Source organism: Paenibacillus oceani, from assembly GCF_014705615.1.
In the GTDB taxonomy this organism is placed as follows: Bacteria; Bacillota; Bacilli; order Paenibacillales; family NBRC-103111; genus Paenibacillus_AB; species Paenibacillus_AB oceani.
This window is the reverse complement of the sequence record NZ_JACXJA010000017.1, coordinates 129,621-146,835: the sequence shown is the minus strand read 5'-3', so window position 1 is coordinate 146,835 and position 17,215 is coordinate 129,621. Positions and strand designations below refer to the sequence as shown.

Here is a 17,215-nt window from a genome sequence, read left to right as displayed (position 1 = left end):
TTGCGTTCTTGCGTTCTTGCGTTCTTGCGTTCTTGCGTTCTTGCGTTCTTGCGTTCTTGCGTTCTTGCGTTCTTGCGTTCTTGCGTTCTTAAGTTCCAGACGCTCGCCCTCCGTCGCATTGGGATGATGGATACAGCACAGCTTCAAATGCGAATACGGCCCGTAAACCACTTTCTTGCGAATTGGATGTGTTTCCCTTCGCCAAAACGTACGCATGCGGGCTCTGAACAAAATGATAAGAGTCTTTGGTACCCTTTATTTTCGGCATTTTCGAAGAAACGAAACAAATAAAGGCGGTTTGTACCCCTTATATCCACCATCTGATCGGGTCTGCACCCTTTTCGCCGATTTTAACAGCTCCAAACCGCTCTTATTTCCCCAGACAACCGGGTTGCGGAAAAAATTAGGGGTACAAACCACTCTTATTCAGTTACCTTGGGGAGTTGGAGTGCTCAGTGCAGAGTGCTCGGGGCTGGAAACTGCGGTGTTGCGGTGTTGCGGTGTTGCGGTGTTGCGGTGTTGCGGTGTTGCGGTGTTGCGGTGTTGCGGTGTTGCGGTGTTGCGGCGCCGGAACACTCGGTACTGGGGTGCTCGAACTGGGGTGCTCGAACTGGGAAGCTCGGTACTGCGGTATTCGGTACTGGGAAGCTCGGTACTAGGGTATTCGGTGGTCGATGGTCGGTTCCTGGTACTAGGGGGTTGCGTAAGGTAAAAAAAAACTGCACATGGCAATACAGCAAAAAAAGGCCCGGTGCTCGCCGTCGCAAGGACGGTGAAGCTCCGGGCCTTCCTGTATCCGGCCCCCTGCCGGCGTAACGCCGCCGGGAGCTTGCTGCATCGCGCGCCGGGCGCATTGCCGAAAGCGGCATGCTTGAAACAGCCGCTTGTCGCCGGTCCCGGCTCCCGCTTGCGCTTTCTTTACTCTTTGCCGTCCCGCTCGAGCGCCGCTTTCAAGGCGTCGCCGAGACTCGAGCCTAGCGTCACGTTGTCGCTGAACTGCTTGGCGAGCTGCGCCTGCTGCTTCCGCCCCGCCTTCCCGCCGGCGCCCGGGCCTGCGTCCAGCTTCTCGACCACGTTGCACGGCCGGCATTGGAAATATTTCCCGGCTTTTCCGTCGTGGAGCTCCATCCGCTTATGGCATTGCGGACAGCGTCTGCCGGACAAAGCCGGTTCCGCCGGCCGGCGGAAACCGCATTCCCGGCTCGGACAGACGAGCATTTTGCCGCGTTTGCCCTTCGTCTCCATCATTTTCTGCCCGCACTCCGGACACTTCGTATGCGTTAGATTGTGAGGCTTGTATTCCTTCTGGCTGGCCTTCACCTCGGCGACGAGCCGTACCGTCTTGCTGCGGATATCGGCGATAAACGCCTTCGGATCGCCCTTGCCTTGCGCAATCCGCTCCAGCTCCTGCTCCCATCTCGCCGTCAGCTCCGGAGTCCGCAGGTCGTCCGCGACCAGCTCGATCAGTTGCCTGCCTTTGCCGGTCGGAACGAGCCGGCTCTGCTGACGCTCGATCGTATCCGTCCCGAGCAGCTTCTCGATAATATCGGCGCGCGTCGCCGGCGTACCGAGATTATGCTTCGCCATTCTCGCCAGCAGCGACGCTTCCGTATGTCTTGCCGGAGGCTTCGTCTCGAAGCTGCCGATGCGGCTGCCACGCACACTGAGCTTCTGGCCGTTCTGGAGCTCCGGAAGCGACTGGGAAGGCATATGCGCCGCTGCGGCGCGTCCAGCCCCAGCCCCCCGGCCGCCGTCGTCGTCGCCCGCCGGCTCCTCCTCATCCTCGTCATCGGCTTCCGCGGCGCTCCCGGCGGCAGCGCCGCTATATACTTCTTTCCAGCCCGCATCTTTTTGAACGTAACCTTTCGCATAGAAACGTTCCTCGCCTGCCCGAATAACGACACTCGTCTCGTCATAACGATTCGGAGCATAAAAGAGCGCAATAAACCGGCGTACGATCAGATCGTACAGCTTGCGCTCCTCCGGACTAAGCGCTCCCAGCTGCACGAACTGTTCCGTCGGGATGATCGCGTGGTGGTCGGTCACCTTGGAATCGTCGACGATCCGTTTCGTGATGGCGAGCGGCTTGCGCAGCAGCGGTCTGGCCAGCGCAGCGTAAGGGCCGGTGGCGACGCTTTCCAGACGGTTCTTGAACGTCGGCGCCATATCGGAGGTGAGGTAACGCGAATCCGTTCTCGGATACGTTACGAGCTTGTGCTGCTCGTACAGCCTCTGAAGCACGTTGGACGTCTGTTTTGCCGAAAAGCCAAGACGTTTGTTCGCGTCCCGCTGCAGCTCGGTCAAGTCGTAAGCGAGCGGCGGCAGCTCGGTGCGCTCCGTCTTGCGCAGCGTGTCCACGACCGCAGCCTTATCTTTCACACGGCCGGCCAGCGCCTCCGCTTCCGCCTTCTCGTACAGGCGGCCGTCGTGCTTCTCGTCCTTGCGCCACAACGCGGTAAATCCGCCGCAATCCGCTGTGACCGTCCAGTAGGGAACGGGATGGAAGCCGTTAATCTCCCGCTCGCGGTCCATCAGCATGGCAAGCGTCGGCGTCTGCACCCGACCGGCGGCGAGCTGGGCGTTATATTTGCTCGTGAGCGCCCGTGTCACGTTAAGGCCGATCAGCCAGTCCGCCTCCGCCCGGCAGACCGCCGATGCATAGAGCCGGTCGTAGTCGCGCCCCGCCTTCAGCTTGGCGAATCCTTCCCGGATCGCCATATCCGTCTGCGACGAGATCCACAGCCGCTTGAACGGCTTGCGCCAGTGAGCCAGCTCCATAATCCAGCGGGCGACCAGCTCACCTTCCCGTCCGGCGTCGGTCGCGATGATCAGCTCCCCGATATCGGAACGCTTGCACAGCTGGGCAACCGCTTTGTATTGGTGCGACGTCTCGCGAATCACTTTCAAGTTCATCTTGTCCGGCAATATCGGCAAATCTTCCAAATTCCACGTCTTGTACGCCGGATTGTAGTCTTCCGGCTCCGCCAGCTCGACCAGATGGCCAAGCGCCCAAGTCACGACATACTTCGGGCCTTCGTACCAGCTCTTCTGCTTGGCCCCACAGCCCAGCACCCGGGCCAGTTCCTTCGCTACGCTCGGTTTCTCGGCAAGCACTAAAGATTTCATCATTCAACAGCCCCTTTCAAAATAATCCCGCTTTGTGAACTTCCGCTCCACCCGTTCTCCCGCTCGGCGTTCCTGTACAAAAACAAAGGTCCCGGCTAGCGGGACCTTCAGCCATGTATTCAATCTGCGTTTGCCGGGGCAACTGTCTCCCCTTTAGAGGTTGTTCAAAAGTCCGCTTTTGATCACGAAGCAGATCCGAAAGCCTACTCGACATCGAATATGGAATTCAGCCGGAACTTCCGGTGCTCACAAAAGCTGCCACTACGCTCCGCTCCTCATTTCCTAGCTTCATCCCAACTTCTCGGTGCTGAAAACCAGACTTTTTGAACACGCACCTTTAGGAAAACCTTAGGCATCATCCGTTTCGAAGTTGGCGTACACGTCCTGCACGTCGTCGTTATCGTCGAAGCCTTCCATCATCTTCATCAGCTTGTCGGCATTGTCGCCTTCTACCTTGACGTAGTTTTGCGGCACCCAACGCAAGGACGAGCTCTCAAAAGAATAATCCTGGCCCTCGAGAGCCGTCTTCACCGCCTCGAATTCGTGCGGGTGGGTCAAAATCTCGAAGCTGTCCTCGCTTGCGATCACGTCTTCGGCTCCGCATTCCAGCACCTGCATCATCACTTCGTCCTCTTCAAGCTCCACATCTTCCCGGTCGATCATAAGGACGCCCTTCTCGTCGAACATATAGGAGACGCAGCCGGATTCGCCCATGTTGCCGCCCCGTTTGTTGAAGATGGAGCGAACGTCGGCAGCCGTGCGATTGCGGCTATCGGTCAAACATTTTACCATGATGGCGACTCCGCCCGGTCCGTAGCCTTCGTAGATGATCTCCTCATACTCTACGCCGTCTTCAGCTTGAAGTTGCCGTCCGGGTTCGGTCCGCCCTTACGGGCTTCCATATAGATTTCCCGGGCCAGCTTGACGAACATATTGTTTTTGGCCTGGTCCAGCTTCCCTTTTTTTGCTGCGAAATTTTTAAACTTTGGCATAGCTTGTACTGCTTCTCGTTCGTAGTATGGCCCTAATAGTTTACCATTTCCCCTGAGGGCGGTCAAAGCGATTGTTCCGCACATTTACGCAGACAAGCGACAACCGCCTGTACAGCAGCCGCAGCGCGCTCATACACTAAAACGAGCATTTCCGTCAAGCTGGGCAAGAGGAGGTTGCAGCATGCAAGTCAACGTTATCGGATTGGGATATATCGGCCTCCCTACCGCCGCCGTCCTTGCGGAGCACGGGATCGACGTACGCGGAGTGGACATCAATGCCGCCGTGATCGCCACCTTGAACCGCAGCGGCATTCCGATTAACGAGCCCGGCCTCCGGGACTCGGTCAGAACGCAAATGACGGAAGGCCGGCTTCGCTTCTCTGCCGTTCCGGATCACGCAGACGCCTATATCATTGCAGTTCAAACTCCGGTAGGGCCCGACCGCTCTCCGGATTTGAGCTATGTGCATGCTGCGGTCGATTCTATTATTCCTTATTTAAGAGAAGGCAATCTGGTTGTCGTCGAATCTACGATCCCTCCCGGTACGGTGAATCGTCATATCGTGCCGCAGTTGAAACAAACCGGACTGGATATCGGCCGGCAGCTCTTCGTCGCGTATTCGCCCGAACGCGTCTATCCGGGCAATGTGTGGAGCGAACTCGTAGACAATGACCGCATTATCGGCGGCGTGAACGAAGAGTCGGCCCGCGAAGCGGCGATGCTGTACGGCCGTTTTGTCAAAGGAAGCATTCATCTTACGGACAGTGCGACGGCGGAGATGGTTAAGCTGATGGAGAATACGTCCCGGGACGTCAATATCGCCTTCGCCAACGAAATGGCCCGCATCTCCGAGTCAGCCGGGATCAACGTATGGGAAGCGATCCGGCTGGCCAATACGCATCCCCGGGTGCGCATCCTCCAGCCGGGACCCGGCGTAGGCGGGCACTGTATTGCCGTCGACCCGTGGTTTATCGTGGATAGCGCTCACGGTGACGCCCCGCTGACGCTGCTTGCCAGAACGATCAACGATCACACGCCAGCCCGGATCGTCCGGATGATCGAATCGCTCGTCGCCGGAATCGATACCCCGGTGCTGACGCTTCTCGGCCTCGCCTACAAAGGAAACAGCGATGATACGCGCGGCAGCCCGTCCGTCGCTATCCTTCAAGCCCTTTTATCCAAAGGTTATGCCGTCAACGTGTTTGATCCTTATACGGGAAACGCTTATGGCAATAATAGCAGCGTCTACGAAGCGGCGGAGCGTTCGGACTGCCTGATCCTCCTGACGGATCATGCCGTGTTCCGGGAACTGGATTACACCCGGATCGCCGCCGGTATGAACACCCGCCAGTTTCTCGATACGAGGAACGCGCTCGACCCGGCCGATCTGGAGATTCACGGATTTGCTTGTTACCGGATCGGTACACCCGGGATCAACCGTATAAGGAGCCGTGAAGCCGATGACCATTAACAGCCTTGCACCCACTGTTCTCAACAGCGTCAAAGCGCAAATCCAGACGCTTCCTCCGGCTCCGCCACTGCACAATGGCAGGCCGGATCTGGTAGTTGCCTCGATTCTCGATACGTTCAGCTTCGAATGCTTCAAGTACGAATGCACGTTAATCCCGCTGTATGTGTCCAAATGGCGCAGGCAGCTGCATAAGGTGCGGCCGCATTTTCTGCTTGTCGAATCGGCATGGAAGGACAGGCGCTGGGGACTCTACGGCTTGAACCCGTCGAGAACCGGCTGCGAGATTGCCAAGCTTGTCGCCTATTGCTGGCAGGCTGGCATCCCGACCGTGTTTTGGAACAAGGAAGACCCTCCCAACTATGATCATTTTCTAGGTACGGCCAAGTTGTTCGATCATATCTTTACGACGGATGCAAGCTGTATTCCCTTGTATCAGAGAGATGCCGGTCATTCTCGCGTATACAGTCTGCCCTTCGCCGCCCAGCCCGCCCTGCACAATCCCGTCGGATCGAACTACACGAGGAAGCGGAACGTTGCGTTCGCAGGCACCTATTACCACAATCCGCTTTATCCCGATCGCATTCCGGATACGCAGCTGCTGCTGCTTCCGGCGATCCCATACGGCCTTCATATCTATGACAGACCGGACCGGGCGTGGCGAGACCGTTTTCCCGATGTGTACCGTCCCCACATCGTCGGCCAGCTCAGTTACGCGGAGATGGTAAAAGCTTACCGGCTGTACAAGGTATTCCTGAACGTAAATTCCGTTAAACACAGCCCCACGATGTTCTCCCGAAGAGTGTACGAGCTCCTGGCTTCCGGTGCGAATGTCATCACCAGCTACTCCCGGGGAATTGCCGGCATGTTTCCCGATCTCGTCCCGATCGCGTATACGAAGGAGCAAACGTCGCGGATTTTGCACCAGCTGCTGACCAACAAGCTTTGCTCGGAGAAGCTGAGCGTCCTCGGTGTGAGGGAAATGTATTCCCGGCATCTATACAAACACCGGTTTCATGACATTTTATCCAGGATTGGCATTCGGGGGGCTGTGGAGGAGCCCGGCGCGGCGGTGGTTGCTTTCGTTTCCTCGCCGGATTCGCTTGAGCGGGTGCTCGATCAGTTCCAGAAACAGCGCTGGGGCAAAAAGGAGCTGATGCTACTGACGCATCGCCCGAATATGGTCATGGCGCCTGCGTTCGCGAAGGCCGGGACGAACGTAAGGATGTTCATCCGCCCCGAGGGGGAGTCACCTGTCCAGATGCTGCAAGCCATCTCCGCCTACAGCCCGATGCCATATGTATCCTATTTTCACGAAGACCACTACTACGCTCCTTATTTTTTGACGGATCTGATGCACGCTTTTCAATATACGGGAGCCGATTTGGCTGGCAAAAGCGCCTACTACGCCTATTCTCCGCGACAGGCGGCGCTTTATTTGTGCAACGAGCATAACCAGAACCGTTACGTTCCCACCCTGAACGAATCGGCATGGGTAATGAAGAAGGAAGCGCTGACCCGGATTGCGTTCGCATCGCCGCTGGCGGGACTTACGTTTGCCGGCCTGCTGGAGCGCTGCATCCAAAGCGGAATGAAGCTTTACTCCGCCGATAAATTTAATTTCGTGATGCACACCGATACACCCCAGCCCGTCTACTCGCTGGAAACCGCCGCAGCCGCACTCGATTATAAAGGCACGGCGACCGTGTGACGCCGAGCTAACACGATGGGAAAGAAGGGACTCGACTATGGGACACCCCCTGATCGGCATCTGCGTATCCAAGCACAGGAGATTCGTCCATCCGTTCGTGAAAAAGCGGCTTCAGTCATACACGGGCCCATCCGACGTCACCTGGATCATGTTCGATCACGACTCGGTCCGTCTCGCGGAACGTACCGTAACCGGCCACCGCTGGCTGCCGCAGCGCCGTTCCTTCCATCCCGGGAAGGAAACGTTCCGGATTCCGGACGCGGTCTATATGCAGTGTATGGCGGGTCCGAAACGCATGAACGAGCTCGTACAAGCGACCAGCAACCGTGTGTTCAACTCTTACATGTTCGACAAGTGGGAAGGGTGGCAGCTGCTGGCTGCAGACAGTGCGATCCGCCCTTATTTGCCAGATACCCGGCGGCTTGCCGGCGAGGCGGATTTCGAATCATTTCTGCTCCGGCACCGCGATCTGTTCCTGAAACCGATCGACGCTGCGAACGGCCACAGCAGTCTCGGGATCGTTAGAGCGGCGCTTCAGGAGGACGGGAGCATTCAGGCTTCTTATGTGAGGGGGCTGGATATGGTGTTTGAGACGTACAGGAGCAGCGGCGATTTTTACAGCCAGTTTCGGGCGAATTTGAACAAGCGGCCTTACTTGCTGCAGCAGTCGATTCAGACCGAGCAATGGATGGGCGGAGCGACGGACTTTCGGCTTCATCTGATCAAGAACGGATCAGGCCGCTGGGAAGTCTCTTATTTCGTGTTTCGGATCGCCCCCAATTCAAGCCATGTCATTCCTTTGAAAACGAGAATCTTAACGATGATCCAGTGGAAGAGTATGTACCCTCAAGGAACCGAACGGATCGACCGGCTGGATAAGGAAGCTGCCGAGATCGGATTCGGCATAGGCCGGACTTTGGACCGAACGGCCCATCATTTCGCGGATATCAGTGTGGATCTGGGGATGGAGAGCAGCGGCCGTTTGTTTGTCTTCGAAGTAAACCCTTTGCCTACGCCGCTGATGAACAGGCTGGAGCCGGACCGGGGCGATTCGCTGACGATGCCGCTCGATTACGCTCTCTGCTTGATCCTGAACCGTCGAAGTCAAACGAACTAGTAACAATCATACAATTCAGTAAATAAAAAGAACATTCTGCTGCTAGATTCATATACTAAGATCAGAAAGGAGGAGATAACATGGGAGCATCTGATTTTGGTCTTGTTACGATTACTCTGGCTTCTATCGTTCAAACCGTCCCGCCCCTTCCGCCGGTAACGATCCCAGTAGGAGTTAACCTGCTAACGAATGTACCTTATCCGTATGTAGGGAGCAACGTTACAATCGATCTCTTGCCTATCCTCGGAGTCGATCAGGATATTATCGTTCCTGTTCCAGGGGTCACCGCAGAAACCGTAGTTATTACACCGGTTTTATCTGCGAACCTGATCGTAACCGTAACCGAAGGTCCGTAATAAGCATACTTGCCGGAAAATCCCCCAAGAATGAAGCTTATCTGCATAACCTGTTCCTGCTTCTATTGGGGAGTTCCCATCTCCACATGAATAGATTCGCCTTATTTGCCATAGAACAAGGCCGCCCCGATCCGTTCGAGGCGGCCTTTTCTTGGACTTGCCTGCAGGCAGAGGACTACAGCTTGTTAACGTTGGACGCCTGCGGGCCGCGTTCGCCGGTTACTTTATCGAACTCAACTTCCTGGCCTTCGTCCAACGACTTGAATCCGTCTCCCTGAATCGCCGAGTAGTGTACGAATACGTCCTCCCCGTCGTCCGACCGGATGAATCCGTACCCTTTCTCCGCGTTAAACCATTTTACAGTACCTTTCAATGCCATTACCTCCAGTTCGCTTTTGAGACGTCCGTTTGATGCGGCGCAACGCCTATTATATGCAGAGGAGGGAACTTTTATGCAGGCTTGTCGTTACGTTTTTTTGGTTATACATAACATTTCCGACGAACCAGGGATAAAAGGAAGTCCGGAAGTCCGCAGCTCACAGGATGCGCCCCGCGATTCCAGAAACGCGATCAGAGCAGGCAGCCCCGGATACCGCTCCCAGCGAAGCGACAGCAGCGGATAGACGCGCACCTCGCCGCCAGGCCTGCATACCCGCAGCAGCTCTTCCAGCGCCGCCCGGTGAAACGTATCGTCGAACTGATCTCCATATAGAAATAAAAAGTGGCTGCACAATACAAGCGCAAAACGGTTATCGGCGAACGACAGCGACGGCAGCTTGTCGGGCACATACCGCTCGCGGGCGCCCACTAACGAATAATCGCTCAGAAACCTGTCCAGCGACTCCAGCCGTCCGGCCTTGTGGGATTGCGGATTGCCGTAATAGCTCCAGTCGAACTTGCCCGCCAATCCGGCCAGCTTCAGCGTAGACGATTCGATCTCGGCCGCCCCTTCTTCGCCGATCTGCTCCGGTGACATCGCATAACGCGGGTCCGCGCATACGACATCTACCCCCATGGAACGCACTTCCGCCGCAAACGATGACGCTCCGGCCGCCACGTCCAGTACCGGTCCGCTCTTCAGCAACTCCGCATTCAGCCCGAACATGCGCTCATATTCTGCGTAGCCCCTGCATGTCATAGCTACCCCAACTTGCTCGTAATGCTGCTCTTGCTTCATCTTCTCCACTCTCCTCGGCTATTCTCGGCTATTGATTCCATACTCCGCTCGGCTCGTGCTTCTGCCCGGCCTCGCCGGGTATTGGTATCGATTATAAAGAAGGCAAATGTAAAAAACAAGGAATATTTTGGATAAACGACTTTGTTGAGCCTGTCGATTTATTGTGTAGAAGTGTTAGCAGACCGTTCCCAGTGAAAAGGTACCTTCTTCTGCTCAGACAGGTTGTCCGGAATCCCTTGATTTCATAAGGATTATAAGGTAGGGGATTCCAGACAAAACTCGCCAGAAGGTTATCTTTTCCCTTTCCACTTGGTTGTCCACATGGAATCGACAGCCTCTTGCTTACCTCTATCTATTATTTTCCAAAAACACTATTGAATTTTACAATAATATATATAATAATTTGTAATGTGATTATTACAATACATAGGAGTGATACAATGACGAAATACTTGGATTCACTTACCGGGCTGCTGAATCACAAAGCGATGGAGAAACACGTCCAGGAGAAAATCGGGCAGGATGAGCAGGTCGCCCTCGCGATGATCGACGTCGATCACTTTCTGGAAGTCAATCAGATTCTGGGGAGCGAGACGGGCGACCAAGTGTTAAAGCAGCTGGCCGCCGTCCTTAAGGAAGAGCCGGGTGCGGAAGCTTACCGCGTGTCCGGCGACGAGTTCGCTCTCGTGCTCGAAGGGGCGACGTTGGAGCAGGCTTTCCTGCAGATGGAGCGGTTTCGCGCCAAGATCGAAGCATCTGCAGACGTCTTTCAACTGCCGCAGGAACACCGGATTACAGTCACGATCGGCGTAGCCCAATACCCGCGGGACGGCAAAACCGAATCCGCCCTGCGCCGGGCGGCAAGCGCCGCACTCGTATCCGCCAAAGAAATCGGGCGCAATCAGGTCGCGCTTCCGCCGAATGAAGAAATGGTTATGAAATCGTGTTATTACCCTTCAACGAACGTCAGACGGTTAAAGTCGCTGGCCGAGCAGCTGAACAAAAAAGAATCCGCTCTCCTGCGCGAAGCGCTCGACGATCTGCTGCGCAAATATGACCGGAGCGAAGTCGCCCGCAAAACGAAACATCCCGGCCATTCGTGACCGAATATCACCGGTTTCCGCCGGAATAATTTCCAACGGTGTCTGCGTATGATACAATCGTACAAAGGGCGGACTGCAAGCCGGGGCGAATCCGGACGCCAGCGGATTCGGCGCTTTCTGCCAGGGCGGCTGCCATTTCACCCGGCATGTGATACGAATAAAGGAGAATGCTGGATGTCTAAAGGAATTAAGAAAGTAACGATTTATAAACAAGATAAATGGAACATGCTGAACGTCGAAGTTCACGGCACGCGTATCGTGGTCCGGGTCATTTCCGATCAGTGGGGCGAAGACAATTTCGAGTTTTTGAGCCGTCCGGCGCTGATGCATTGGGCGGAGGAACGTTTTTCCGTAGAACGGTTCCAAGGTACGGAGGAAGAACGGCTGCAAATTCTCGAGGCGTTCAAAGAAGTGTAAGAGTCGCCGCTTGATGGAGACATGCAGGAAAAAAGCCTTTAAACAATAACCTGTGTCAAGATATAGGCCTTCGTAAGTGGCGGCACTGTTGGTGCAGAAGCTCGCAGTTCGCTTTTTCGAAGCAACGCTTTGAAGCTTTAATACTTTAGCAACTTTATACGTTCTGTCTCTGCCTAAAGAGAAAACCGTCCGGTTAAAGTAAAGCGTCCGGACGGTTTTTTGACGTGCAAACTCCTATACCACCCCTATCGCCCCTATCCTAACCCGCAGTCCCGGCTTTAGGACACCTCCTGCCGCAGCGGCATCTTGTAATGCTCGGGTACGCGGACGGTCAGCCGTGAGATTCGCATATGGTCGACCTCCTCGACGATGAACTCGAGGCCGTCCCGGTCCACCCGCTGGCTTTTGCGGGGAGGAATCTCCACCTGGGAGTAGATCCAGCCGCCGATCGTATCGTAATTGTCCGTTTCGATGCCGGTGCCGAAGTACTGATTGACATCGTCGATCAGCAGCAGACCGTCGATCGAATACGTCAAAGCGGCTTTTTCCTCGATACGCGGCCGCCCCTCGTCGAATTCGTTCCGGATCTCGCCTACGATTTCCTCCATGATATCTTCGATCGTGACCAGGCCCGAAGTGCCTCCGTATTCGTCGATCAGCAGCGCCATCTCGGTCCGGTTTTTCTGCAGCAGCCGCAGCAGCGTGCTGATCGGCATCGACTCCGGCACATTCATCAGCGGACGGATAATGGTCATGATGTTGTCCAGCGAATCGTTATGCTTCAACAGCTCTTTAATGTGCACGAACCCGATAATGTTGTCTTTGTCGATCTCCGCCACAGGGTAACGGGTATGCATCTCGTTTATCGCGATTTTTTTGTTCTCCTCGTAGGACAGATTGGTGTACAAACAGACCATCTCGGTTCGCGGAATCATAATTTCCCGCGCATTTGTATCGGAAAACTCAAAAATATGCTCAACAAGCGTCAGCTCGGTATTATCGATCAGCCCGTTTTTATGACTTTCCTTGACCAGAATGCGAATTTCTTCTTCCGAATGGACCGAATCGTTCCCCCGCTCCGGCTGAATGCCGGATATTTGCAGCAGCCTGTCGGACAGACCGTTCAGCAGCCCCATAATCGGGAGCATCAGCTTGTAGAACGCCAGCATCGGATACGCGGACCACAGCGTCGTCCGTTCCGGCTTATGGATCGCAACCGTCTTCGGCACCTGCACCCCGATCGTTATATGCAGGGCGGCAATCAGCATGAAAGCGGTTAAAAAACCGATTACTTGAACGGCCGCTCCGGACAAAGGGAGAGTGGACAGAGGACGTTCCAGCAGCTTTGCGAGTGCCGGCCCTCCGATCCAGCCCAGTCCGAGCGAGGTTAATGTCATCCCAAACTGACAGACGGATAAATACAAGTTCAGATCGCCCAAAATTGCTTGAGCGAATTTGGCTCGCCGCCTTCCTTCCTGCACCAGGCTTTCAATCCGGGTGCCGCGTATTTTGACCATCGCAAATTGTGCCGCGACAAAAAAACCGTTCAGCATCACCAAAGCCACAATTAGCGCCATACTCCAGCCTATCGGTAACGGGCCGCTTTCCAATCGGTTTCCCATCCTCTCCGCCGGGAAGGTGTTCAGACTACACTCCCCCGCGTTTATTCGAGTCCATTGCTCATCTTTATTCGCGGCTGCTTGGAACTTATGCCGGATTTATGAAGCGAATGACCGGCTGCGTTGCGTCCGGCGTCAAAAACGTCGCAAACCGGTTGTTTGCTAACCGTTCCGGACGGGACATGCATTCGTCAAATCACCGTTAATCCGGAAAGGAATTCGGCTCCCTGGTATAGAATAAGTAACAGGAAGCGGCTTCCAAACCGCACCATCTTGACGAGTAAACGAGGTGACCTCATGAATGACACCGGATCGGTCGTATTGTTTACGATTCTCGCTTTTTCATTGGCGCTTATTCTGATTATGAAAAAAGAGTCGATCCCGCCCCAAATGCGGCGTTTGCTTGCGCTGGTCGCCGTCGTGCTCGTAAGCTGCTCGTTTTTTATCATCGTGTTTAGTCTTCTTGGCGCGGGATGACCGGCTTGCGTGCCCTTTCATAAAAGCACGGCCGTTCGGCCATACTAGGGGAGTTTGCTGTAGCGCTTTCGAAGCAAGCTTTGCTTACGCAAAGCTCAGTAGCGCTTTCGAAGCAAGCTTTGCTTACGCAAAGCTCAGTAGCGCTTTCGAAGCAAGCTTTGCTAACGCAAAGCTCAGTAGCGCTTTCGAAGCAAGCTTTGCTAACGCAAAGCTCAGTAGCGCTTTCGAAGCAAGCTTTGCTAACGCAAAGCTCAGTAGCGCTTTCGAAGCAAGCTTTGCTAACGCAAAGCTCTTAGGAGGTCCCATGAAACTAGTATCGGTCATCGCAACCGTTTGCCTGGCAGCCGTCGCAACTGCACCCGTCTACGCCGTTCAAGATGCCAAACCTTCGAAAACCGATAGGAGGGTACCCATGAGTCAAGTGATCAAACGTTCCGAAGTTCCCGCCGAGCACCGCTGGAAGCTCGAAGATTTGTTCGAAAGCCAGAAAGCCTGGGACCAAGAATACGACGAAGTGAAAAAGCTGGCCAAAGATATCGGCAAATTTGAGGGCAAGCTCGACAACGCGAAGTCGATTAAAGAATGCTTCGAGCTGGAGGACAAAATTTCCCTTCATACCGAGCGGCTGTACGTATATGCCAACATGCGCCATCATGAGGATATGGCCGACCCGACCTATCAGGCGTTATCCGAGAAAACGAAACGGCTGAGCGTCGAAGTAAACGAAGCCATGTCGTATATCACTCCGGAAATATTAAGCCTGCCGGACGACAAGCTGAGCGCGCTCGTCAGCGCCCCGGAGCTGGCCCCGTACAAAAAGACGATGGAAGATATGCTTCGCCAAAAGCCGCATATTTTATCCAAAGCGGAGGAAGCTCTGCTCGCCCAAGTCGGCAATATGTCCCAAGCGCCCAGCACGATTTTCGGCATGATCAACAATGCGGACATGAAATTCCCGAAAGTGAAAAACGAAGACGGAGAAGAAGTCGAGCTGACCCACGGCCGGTACATTCAGTTTCTGGAGAGCCGCAACCGCGAAGTCCGCAAAAACGCCTTCCAGACGATGTACGCCACATACGGCAAAATGCGCAATACGCTCGCGTCGACTCTCAGCGCCAACGTCACCAAAAACTTGTTTTATTCCAAAGCGAGAAAATACCCGTCGGCACTGGAAGCGTCCCTCTACGGCGATAAAATTCCGGTAGACGTGTACAACAACCTGATCGCCGCCGTTCACGAAAGCTTGCCGCTGCTGCACCGGTACATGGATCTTCGCAAAAAGCTGCTCAAAGTTGACGACCTGCACATGTACGACTTGTTCGCTCCGCTCGTCGACGAGTACAAACTGGACATTACATACGAAGAAGCGAAAAAAACCGTCATGGAAAGTATCAAACCGCTCGGCGAAAACTACCGGAACATTCTCGAGGAAGGCTTCAACGGAGGCTGGATTGACGTATACGAGAACGAGGGCAAGCGAAGCGGAGCTTACAGCTGGGGCGCATTCGGCACCCATCCGTACGTACTGCTCAACCATAAGGATAATCTGAACAGCATGTTCACGTTGACGCACGAGATGGGTCATGCGATTCATTCGTACTTGTCCGACACGAATCAGGAGTACCGCGACGCGCAATATACGATCTTCCTGGCCGAAGTCGCATCCACGCTTAACGAAGCGCTCTTAATGGACTATATGCTGAACAAGTCGACCGATCCGAAGGAAAAAATGTACCTGCTTACGTATTACGCCGACCAGTTCCGGACGACCGTGTTCCGTCAGACGATGTTCGCCGAATTCGAGAAGATCATTCACGAAAAAGCGGAGAATGGCGAAGCGCTGACACATCAGGACCTCAGCAAAATTTATTACGACCTGAACGTGCTGTATCATGGCAAGGCGATGGCGGTCGACCAGGATATCGAGATGGAGTGGGCCCGTATCCCCCATTTCTACAACAGCTTCTATGTATTCAAATATGCGACGGGTTTCTCGGCCGCAACCAGCTTTGCCAAACAAATTCTCGACGAAGGCGAACCGGCCGTCGAACGTTATCTCGGCTTCCTGAAAAGCGGCGGCAGCGACTATTCGATCGAAATCTTGAAACGCGCCGGCGTTGACATGTCTTCGCCGGAGCCGATCCGTCAGGCGATGAGCGTGTTCGAAAGCCTGATTGAGCAGATGGAGCAGTTGACCAAGTAACGGCTGGTCCAGCGCTCATAGGGATAATCCCCGCCGCGCAAGGCCGCTTGGCAGCCTGCACGGACCGCAAATGCGAAAAAACCTCCAGCCCGTTTATGGGTTTCGGAGGTTTTTTCATGTGGGCCAAACCTGCGAAGCCTGGTACGCACCGGTTCCTTTGCTGCCTGCTTCGCACCCTGGATAGCCCGTCCTTACGCCTCGTCAAGTCCTGCATAGTACACTTCGCCGCCCCGCACATAGGTGGAGATCAGCTCCAGCTCCCGGGTGAGGAGAAGGAAGTCGGCGTGTTTGCCCGGACTCAGCGATCCTTTTACTTTGTCGAGCCGCACTTGGCGGGCCGGCACAGAGGTCATGGAAGGCAGCAGCTTTTCAAGCGGATATCCGGTGAACTTGATCGCATTTTTGAGCGCTTGCAGCATCGTCAGGGAGCTTCCGGCCAGCGTAGATCCGTCCTTCAACATCACTTCTCCCGCCCTCACGACGACGCTGCCGTACGCTCCGTCCGGCAATCCCGCTGGACTGACCGCATCGGTGATCATGCATACATTCCCCGGTCCCTTCATCTCGAACAACAGCTTCACGACAGCAGGATGAACGTGGATGCCGTCGCAGATCAGCTCCGTCGTCAGCTTGTCCATCAGCAGCCCGGCTCCGGCCAGTCCCGGTTCCCGGTGATGCATCGGGCTCATGCCGTTGAAGTGATGCGTCGTATGGCTCACCCCCAAGCTGACCGCTTCCTTCATCAGGGCGAACGTCGCATCTGAATGGCCCGCCGATACGGTTACGCCGCGCTCCGCGAACTGTTTGACGGCTTGCAGTCCGCCCTCGATCTCGGGGGCGAGCGTCACCAGACGAAGGTGTCCGCCGGCAACTTCCAGCAGTTCATCGATTTCACTTCCGGAGGGAAGCTTCAGAAACGCTTCGCTTTGCGCGCCGCGCCGCTTGACGTCCAGATAAGGGCCTTCCAGATGGATGCCCGCCAATTCGGCCCCGGCTGTAAGCCCGACATGGGAGGCGGCATTGCGCAGCGCCTGCTTGATCGTCTCCATATCGGCCGTCGAGGTCGTCGCCAGAAAAGCGGTCGTCCCGTGCCGGGCATGATAGCGGCTCATTCCGTCCAGCGCTTCATGCGTCCCCTCCATCATCCCGAACCCGTTGCCGCCGTGCACGTGGACATCGATAAAACCCGGAACGAGCAGCGCTCCCCGGCAATCGCAAACGCGCGCATGCGCAGGGATCGGCAAAAGCTCGTCCCCCAGCGCCCGTATCGTCCCGCTCTCTGTTACAATCATGCGGCCGTTCTCGATCACACGATGCTCCGTATACAGAGTAGCGTTGACCCAAATCGTTTCTCCCACTCCCGTTCCTCCCTCTTGGCATGCAGTATACCGTCTGCCGGATCGAAAAGAAGTAGAGGGAACTTCTCCCTCTACTTCTGCTTCGGCCCTT

At 55.3% G+C, this 17,215-nt stretch carries 13 protein-coding genes and 1 pseudogene; 8 read left to right on the top strand and 6 right to left on the bottom strand.

Annotation, left to right across the window (positions count from 1 at the left end; genetic code table 11):
* Positions 1–918: 918 nt before the first annotated feature.
* Together IDH45_RS14770 and IDH45_RS14765 are read right to left on the bottom strand one after the other, a co-directional pair.
* Positions 919–3,126 carry a DNA topoisomerase III gene (locus tag IDH45_RS14770; protein ID WP_190928887.1) on the bottom strand — a complete coding sequence of 736 codons (2,208 nt, stop codon included), beginning with the start codon at positions 3,124–3,126 and terminating at the stop codon, positions 919–921.
* A gap of 348 nt (positions 3,127–3,474) precedes the next feature.
* A pseudogene (locus tag IDH45_RS14765) lies at positions 3,475–4,118 on the bottom strand (YebC/PmpR family DNA-binding transcriptional regulator).
* A 181-nt stretch (positions 4,119–4,299) separates the two neighbouring features.
* Between IDH45_RS14765 and IDH45_RS14760 the strand changes: the two are divergent.
* The 4 genes from IDH45_RS14760 to IDH45_RS14745 all read left to right on the top strand — a co-directional run bounded on the left by IDH45_RS14760 (position 4,300) and on the right by IDH45_RS14745 (position 8,770).
* Positions 4,300–5,589 (top strand): nucleotide sugar dehydrogenase, encoded by a 1,290-nt coding sequence (locus tag IDH45_RS14760; protein ID WP_190928866.1) that lies wholly within the window; start codon positions 4,300–4,302, stop codon positions 5,587–5,589.
* Positions 5,579–7,297 (top strand): CgeB family protein, encoded by a 1,719-nt coding sequence (locus IDH45_RS14755; protein ID WP_190928865.1) that lies wholly within the window; start codon positions 5,579–5,581, stop codon positions 7,295–7,297. Before IDH45_RS14760 ends, IDH45_RS14755 begins: the two co-directional genes overlap by 11 nt.
* 37 nt (positions 7,298–7,334) lie before the next feature.
* Positions 7,335–8,414 carry a YheC/YheD family protein gene (locus tag IDH45_RS14750; RefSeq protein ID WP_190928863.1) on the top strand — a complete coding sequence of 360 codons (1,080 nt, stop codon included), beginning with the start codon at positions 7,335–7,337 and terminating at the stop codon, positions 8,412–8,414.
* 80 nt (positions 8,415–8,494) lie between these two features.
* The gene (locus IDH45_RS14745) at positions 8,495–8,770 is read left to right on the top strand and encodes a hypothetical protein (RefSeq protein WP_190928860.1); all 276 of its coding nucleotides are present in this window, start codon (positions 8,495–8,497) and stop codon (positions 8,768–8,770) included.
* Between the two features lie 175 nt (positions 8,771–8,945).
* On the opposite strand, the gene IDH45_RS14740 is transcribed toward IDH45_RS14745, so the two are convergent.
* The gene (locus tag IDH45_RS14740; RefSeq protein ID WP_317891210.1) at positions 8,946–9,143 is read right to left on the bottom strand and encodes a cold-shock protein; all 198 of its coding nucleotides are present in this window, start codon (positions 9,141–9,143) and stop codon (positions 8,946–8,948) included.
* A gap of 93 nt (positions 9,144–9,236) precedes the next feature.
* Entirely contained in the window at positions 9,237–9,947 is a 711-nt protein-coding gene (locus IDH45_RS14735; RefSeq protein ID WP_190928856.1) for a class I SAM-dependent methyltransferase, read from the bottom strand.
* 440 nt (positions 9,948–10,387) lie between these two features.
* Here IDH45_RS14735 and IDH45_RS14730 point away from each other — a divergent pair, with 440 nt between their 5' ends.
* Together IDH45_RS14730 and IDH45_RS14725 are read left to right on the top strand one after the other, a co-directional pair.
* Entirely contained in the window at positions 10,388–11,050 is a 663-nt protein-coding gene (locus IDH45_RS14730; RefSeq protein ID WP_190928855.1) for a GGDEF domain-containing protein, read from the top strand.
* 174 nt (positions 11,051–11,224) lie between these two features.
* Positions 11,225–11,467: a hypothetical protein gene (locus tag IDH45_RS14725; RefSeq protein WP_190928853.1), complete on the top strand. Its 243-nt coding sequence runs from the start codon at positions 11,225–11,227 to the stop codon at positions 11,465–11,467.
* 278 nt (positions 11,468–11,745) lie between these two features.
* On the opposite strand, the gene IDH45_RS14720 is transcribed toward IDH45_RS14725, so the two are convergent.
* The gene (locus IDH45_RS14720; RefSeq protein ID WP_190928886.1) at positions 11,746–13,044 is read right to left on the bottom strand and encodes a hemolysin family protein; all 1,299 of its coding nucleotides are present in this window, start codon (positions 13,042–13,044) and stop codon (positions 11,746–11,748) included.
* Between the two features lie 339 nt (positions 13,045–13,383).
* Here IDH45_RS14720 and IDH45_RS14715 point away from each other — a divergent pair, with 339 nt between their 5' ends.
* Both IDH45_RS14715 and pepF read left to right on the top strand, forming a co-directional pair.
* Positions 13,384–13,563, top strand: coding sequence for a hypothetical protein (locus tag IDH45_RS14715; RefSeq protein ID WP_190928851.1), 180 nt, complete (start codon positions 13,384–13,386; stop codon positions 13,561–13,563).
* Positions 13,564–13,975: 412 nt separating this feature from the next.
* Positions 13,976–15,766: an oligoendopeptidase F gene (pepF, locus tag IDH45_RS14710; protein WP_190928849.1), complete on the top strand. Its 1,791-nt coding sequence runs from the start codon at positions 13,976–13,978 to the stop codon at positions 15,764–15,766.
* Positions 15,767–15,957: 191 nt separating this feature from the next.
* Here pepF and nagA read toward each other — a convergent pair whose 3' ends face one another.
* Positions 15,958–17,124 (bottom strand): N-acetylglucosamine-6-phosphate deacetylase, encoded by a 1,167-nt coding sequence (nagA, locus tag IDH45_RS14705; RefSeq protein ID WP_190928847.1) that lies wholly within the window; start codon positions 17,122–17,124, stop codon positions 15,958–15,960.
* Positions 17,125–17,215 lie beyond the last annotated feature (91 nt).

Coding starts and splice junctions, on each gene's coding strand:
- IDH45_RS14770 (WP_190928887.1), bottom strand. CDS start 3,126: ATGAAATCTTTAGTGCTTGCCGAGAAACCGAGCGTAGCGAAGGAACTG.
- IDH45_RS14760 (WP_190928866.1), top strand. CDS start 4,300: ATGCAAGTCAACGTTATCGGATTGGGATATATCGGCCTCCCTACCGCC.
- IDH45_RS14755 (WP_190928865.1), top strand. CDS start 5,579: ATGACCATTAACAGCCTTGCACCCACTGTTCTCAACAGCGTCAAAGCG.
- IDH45_RS14750 (WP_190928863.1), top strand. CDS start 7,335: ATGGGACACCCCCTGATCGGCATCTGCGTATCCAAGCACAGGAGATTC.
- IDH45_RS14745 (WP_190928860.1), top strand. CDS start 8,495: ATGGGAGCATCTGATTTTGGTCTTGTTACGATTACTCTGGCTTCTATC.
- IDH45_RS14735 (WP_190928856.1), bottom strand. CDS start 9,947: ATGAAGCAAGAGCAGCATTACGAGCAAGTTGGGGTAGCTATGACATGC.
- IDH45_RS14730 (WP_190928855.1), top strand. CDS start 10,388: ATGACGAAATACTTGGATTCACTTACCGGGCTGCTGAATCACAAAGCG.
- IDH45_RS14725 (WP_190928853.1), top strand. CDS start 11,225: ATGTCTAAAGGAATTAAGAAAGTAACGATTTATAAACAAGATAAATGG.
- IDH45_RS14720 (WP_190928886.1), bottom strand. CDS start 13,044: ATGGCGCTAATTGTGGCTTTGGTGATGCTGAACGGTTTTTTTGTCGCG.
- IDH45_RS14715 (WP_190928851.1), top strand. CDS start 13,384: ATGAATGACACCGGATCGGTCGTATTGTTTACGATTCTCGCTTTTTCA.
- pepF (WP_190928849.1), top strand. CDS start 13,976: ATGAGTCAAGTGATCAAACGTTCCGAAGTTCCCGCCGAGCACCGCTGG.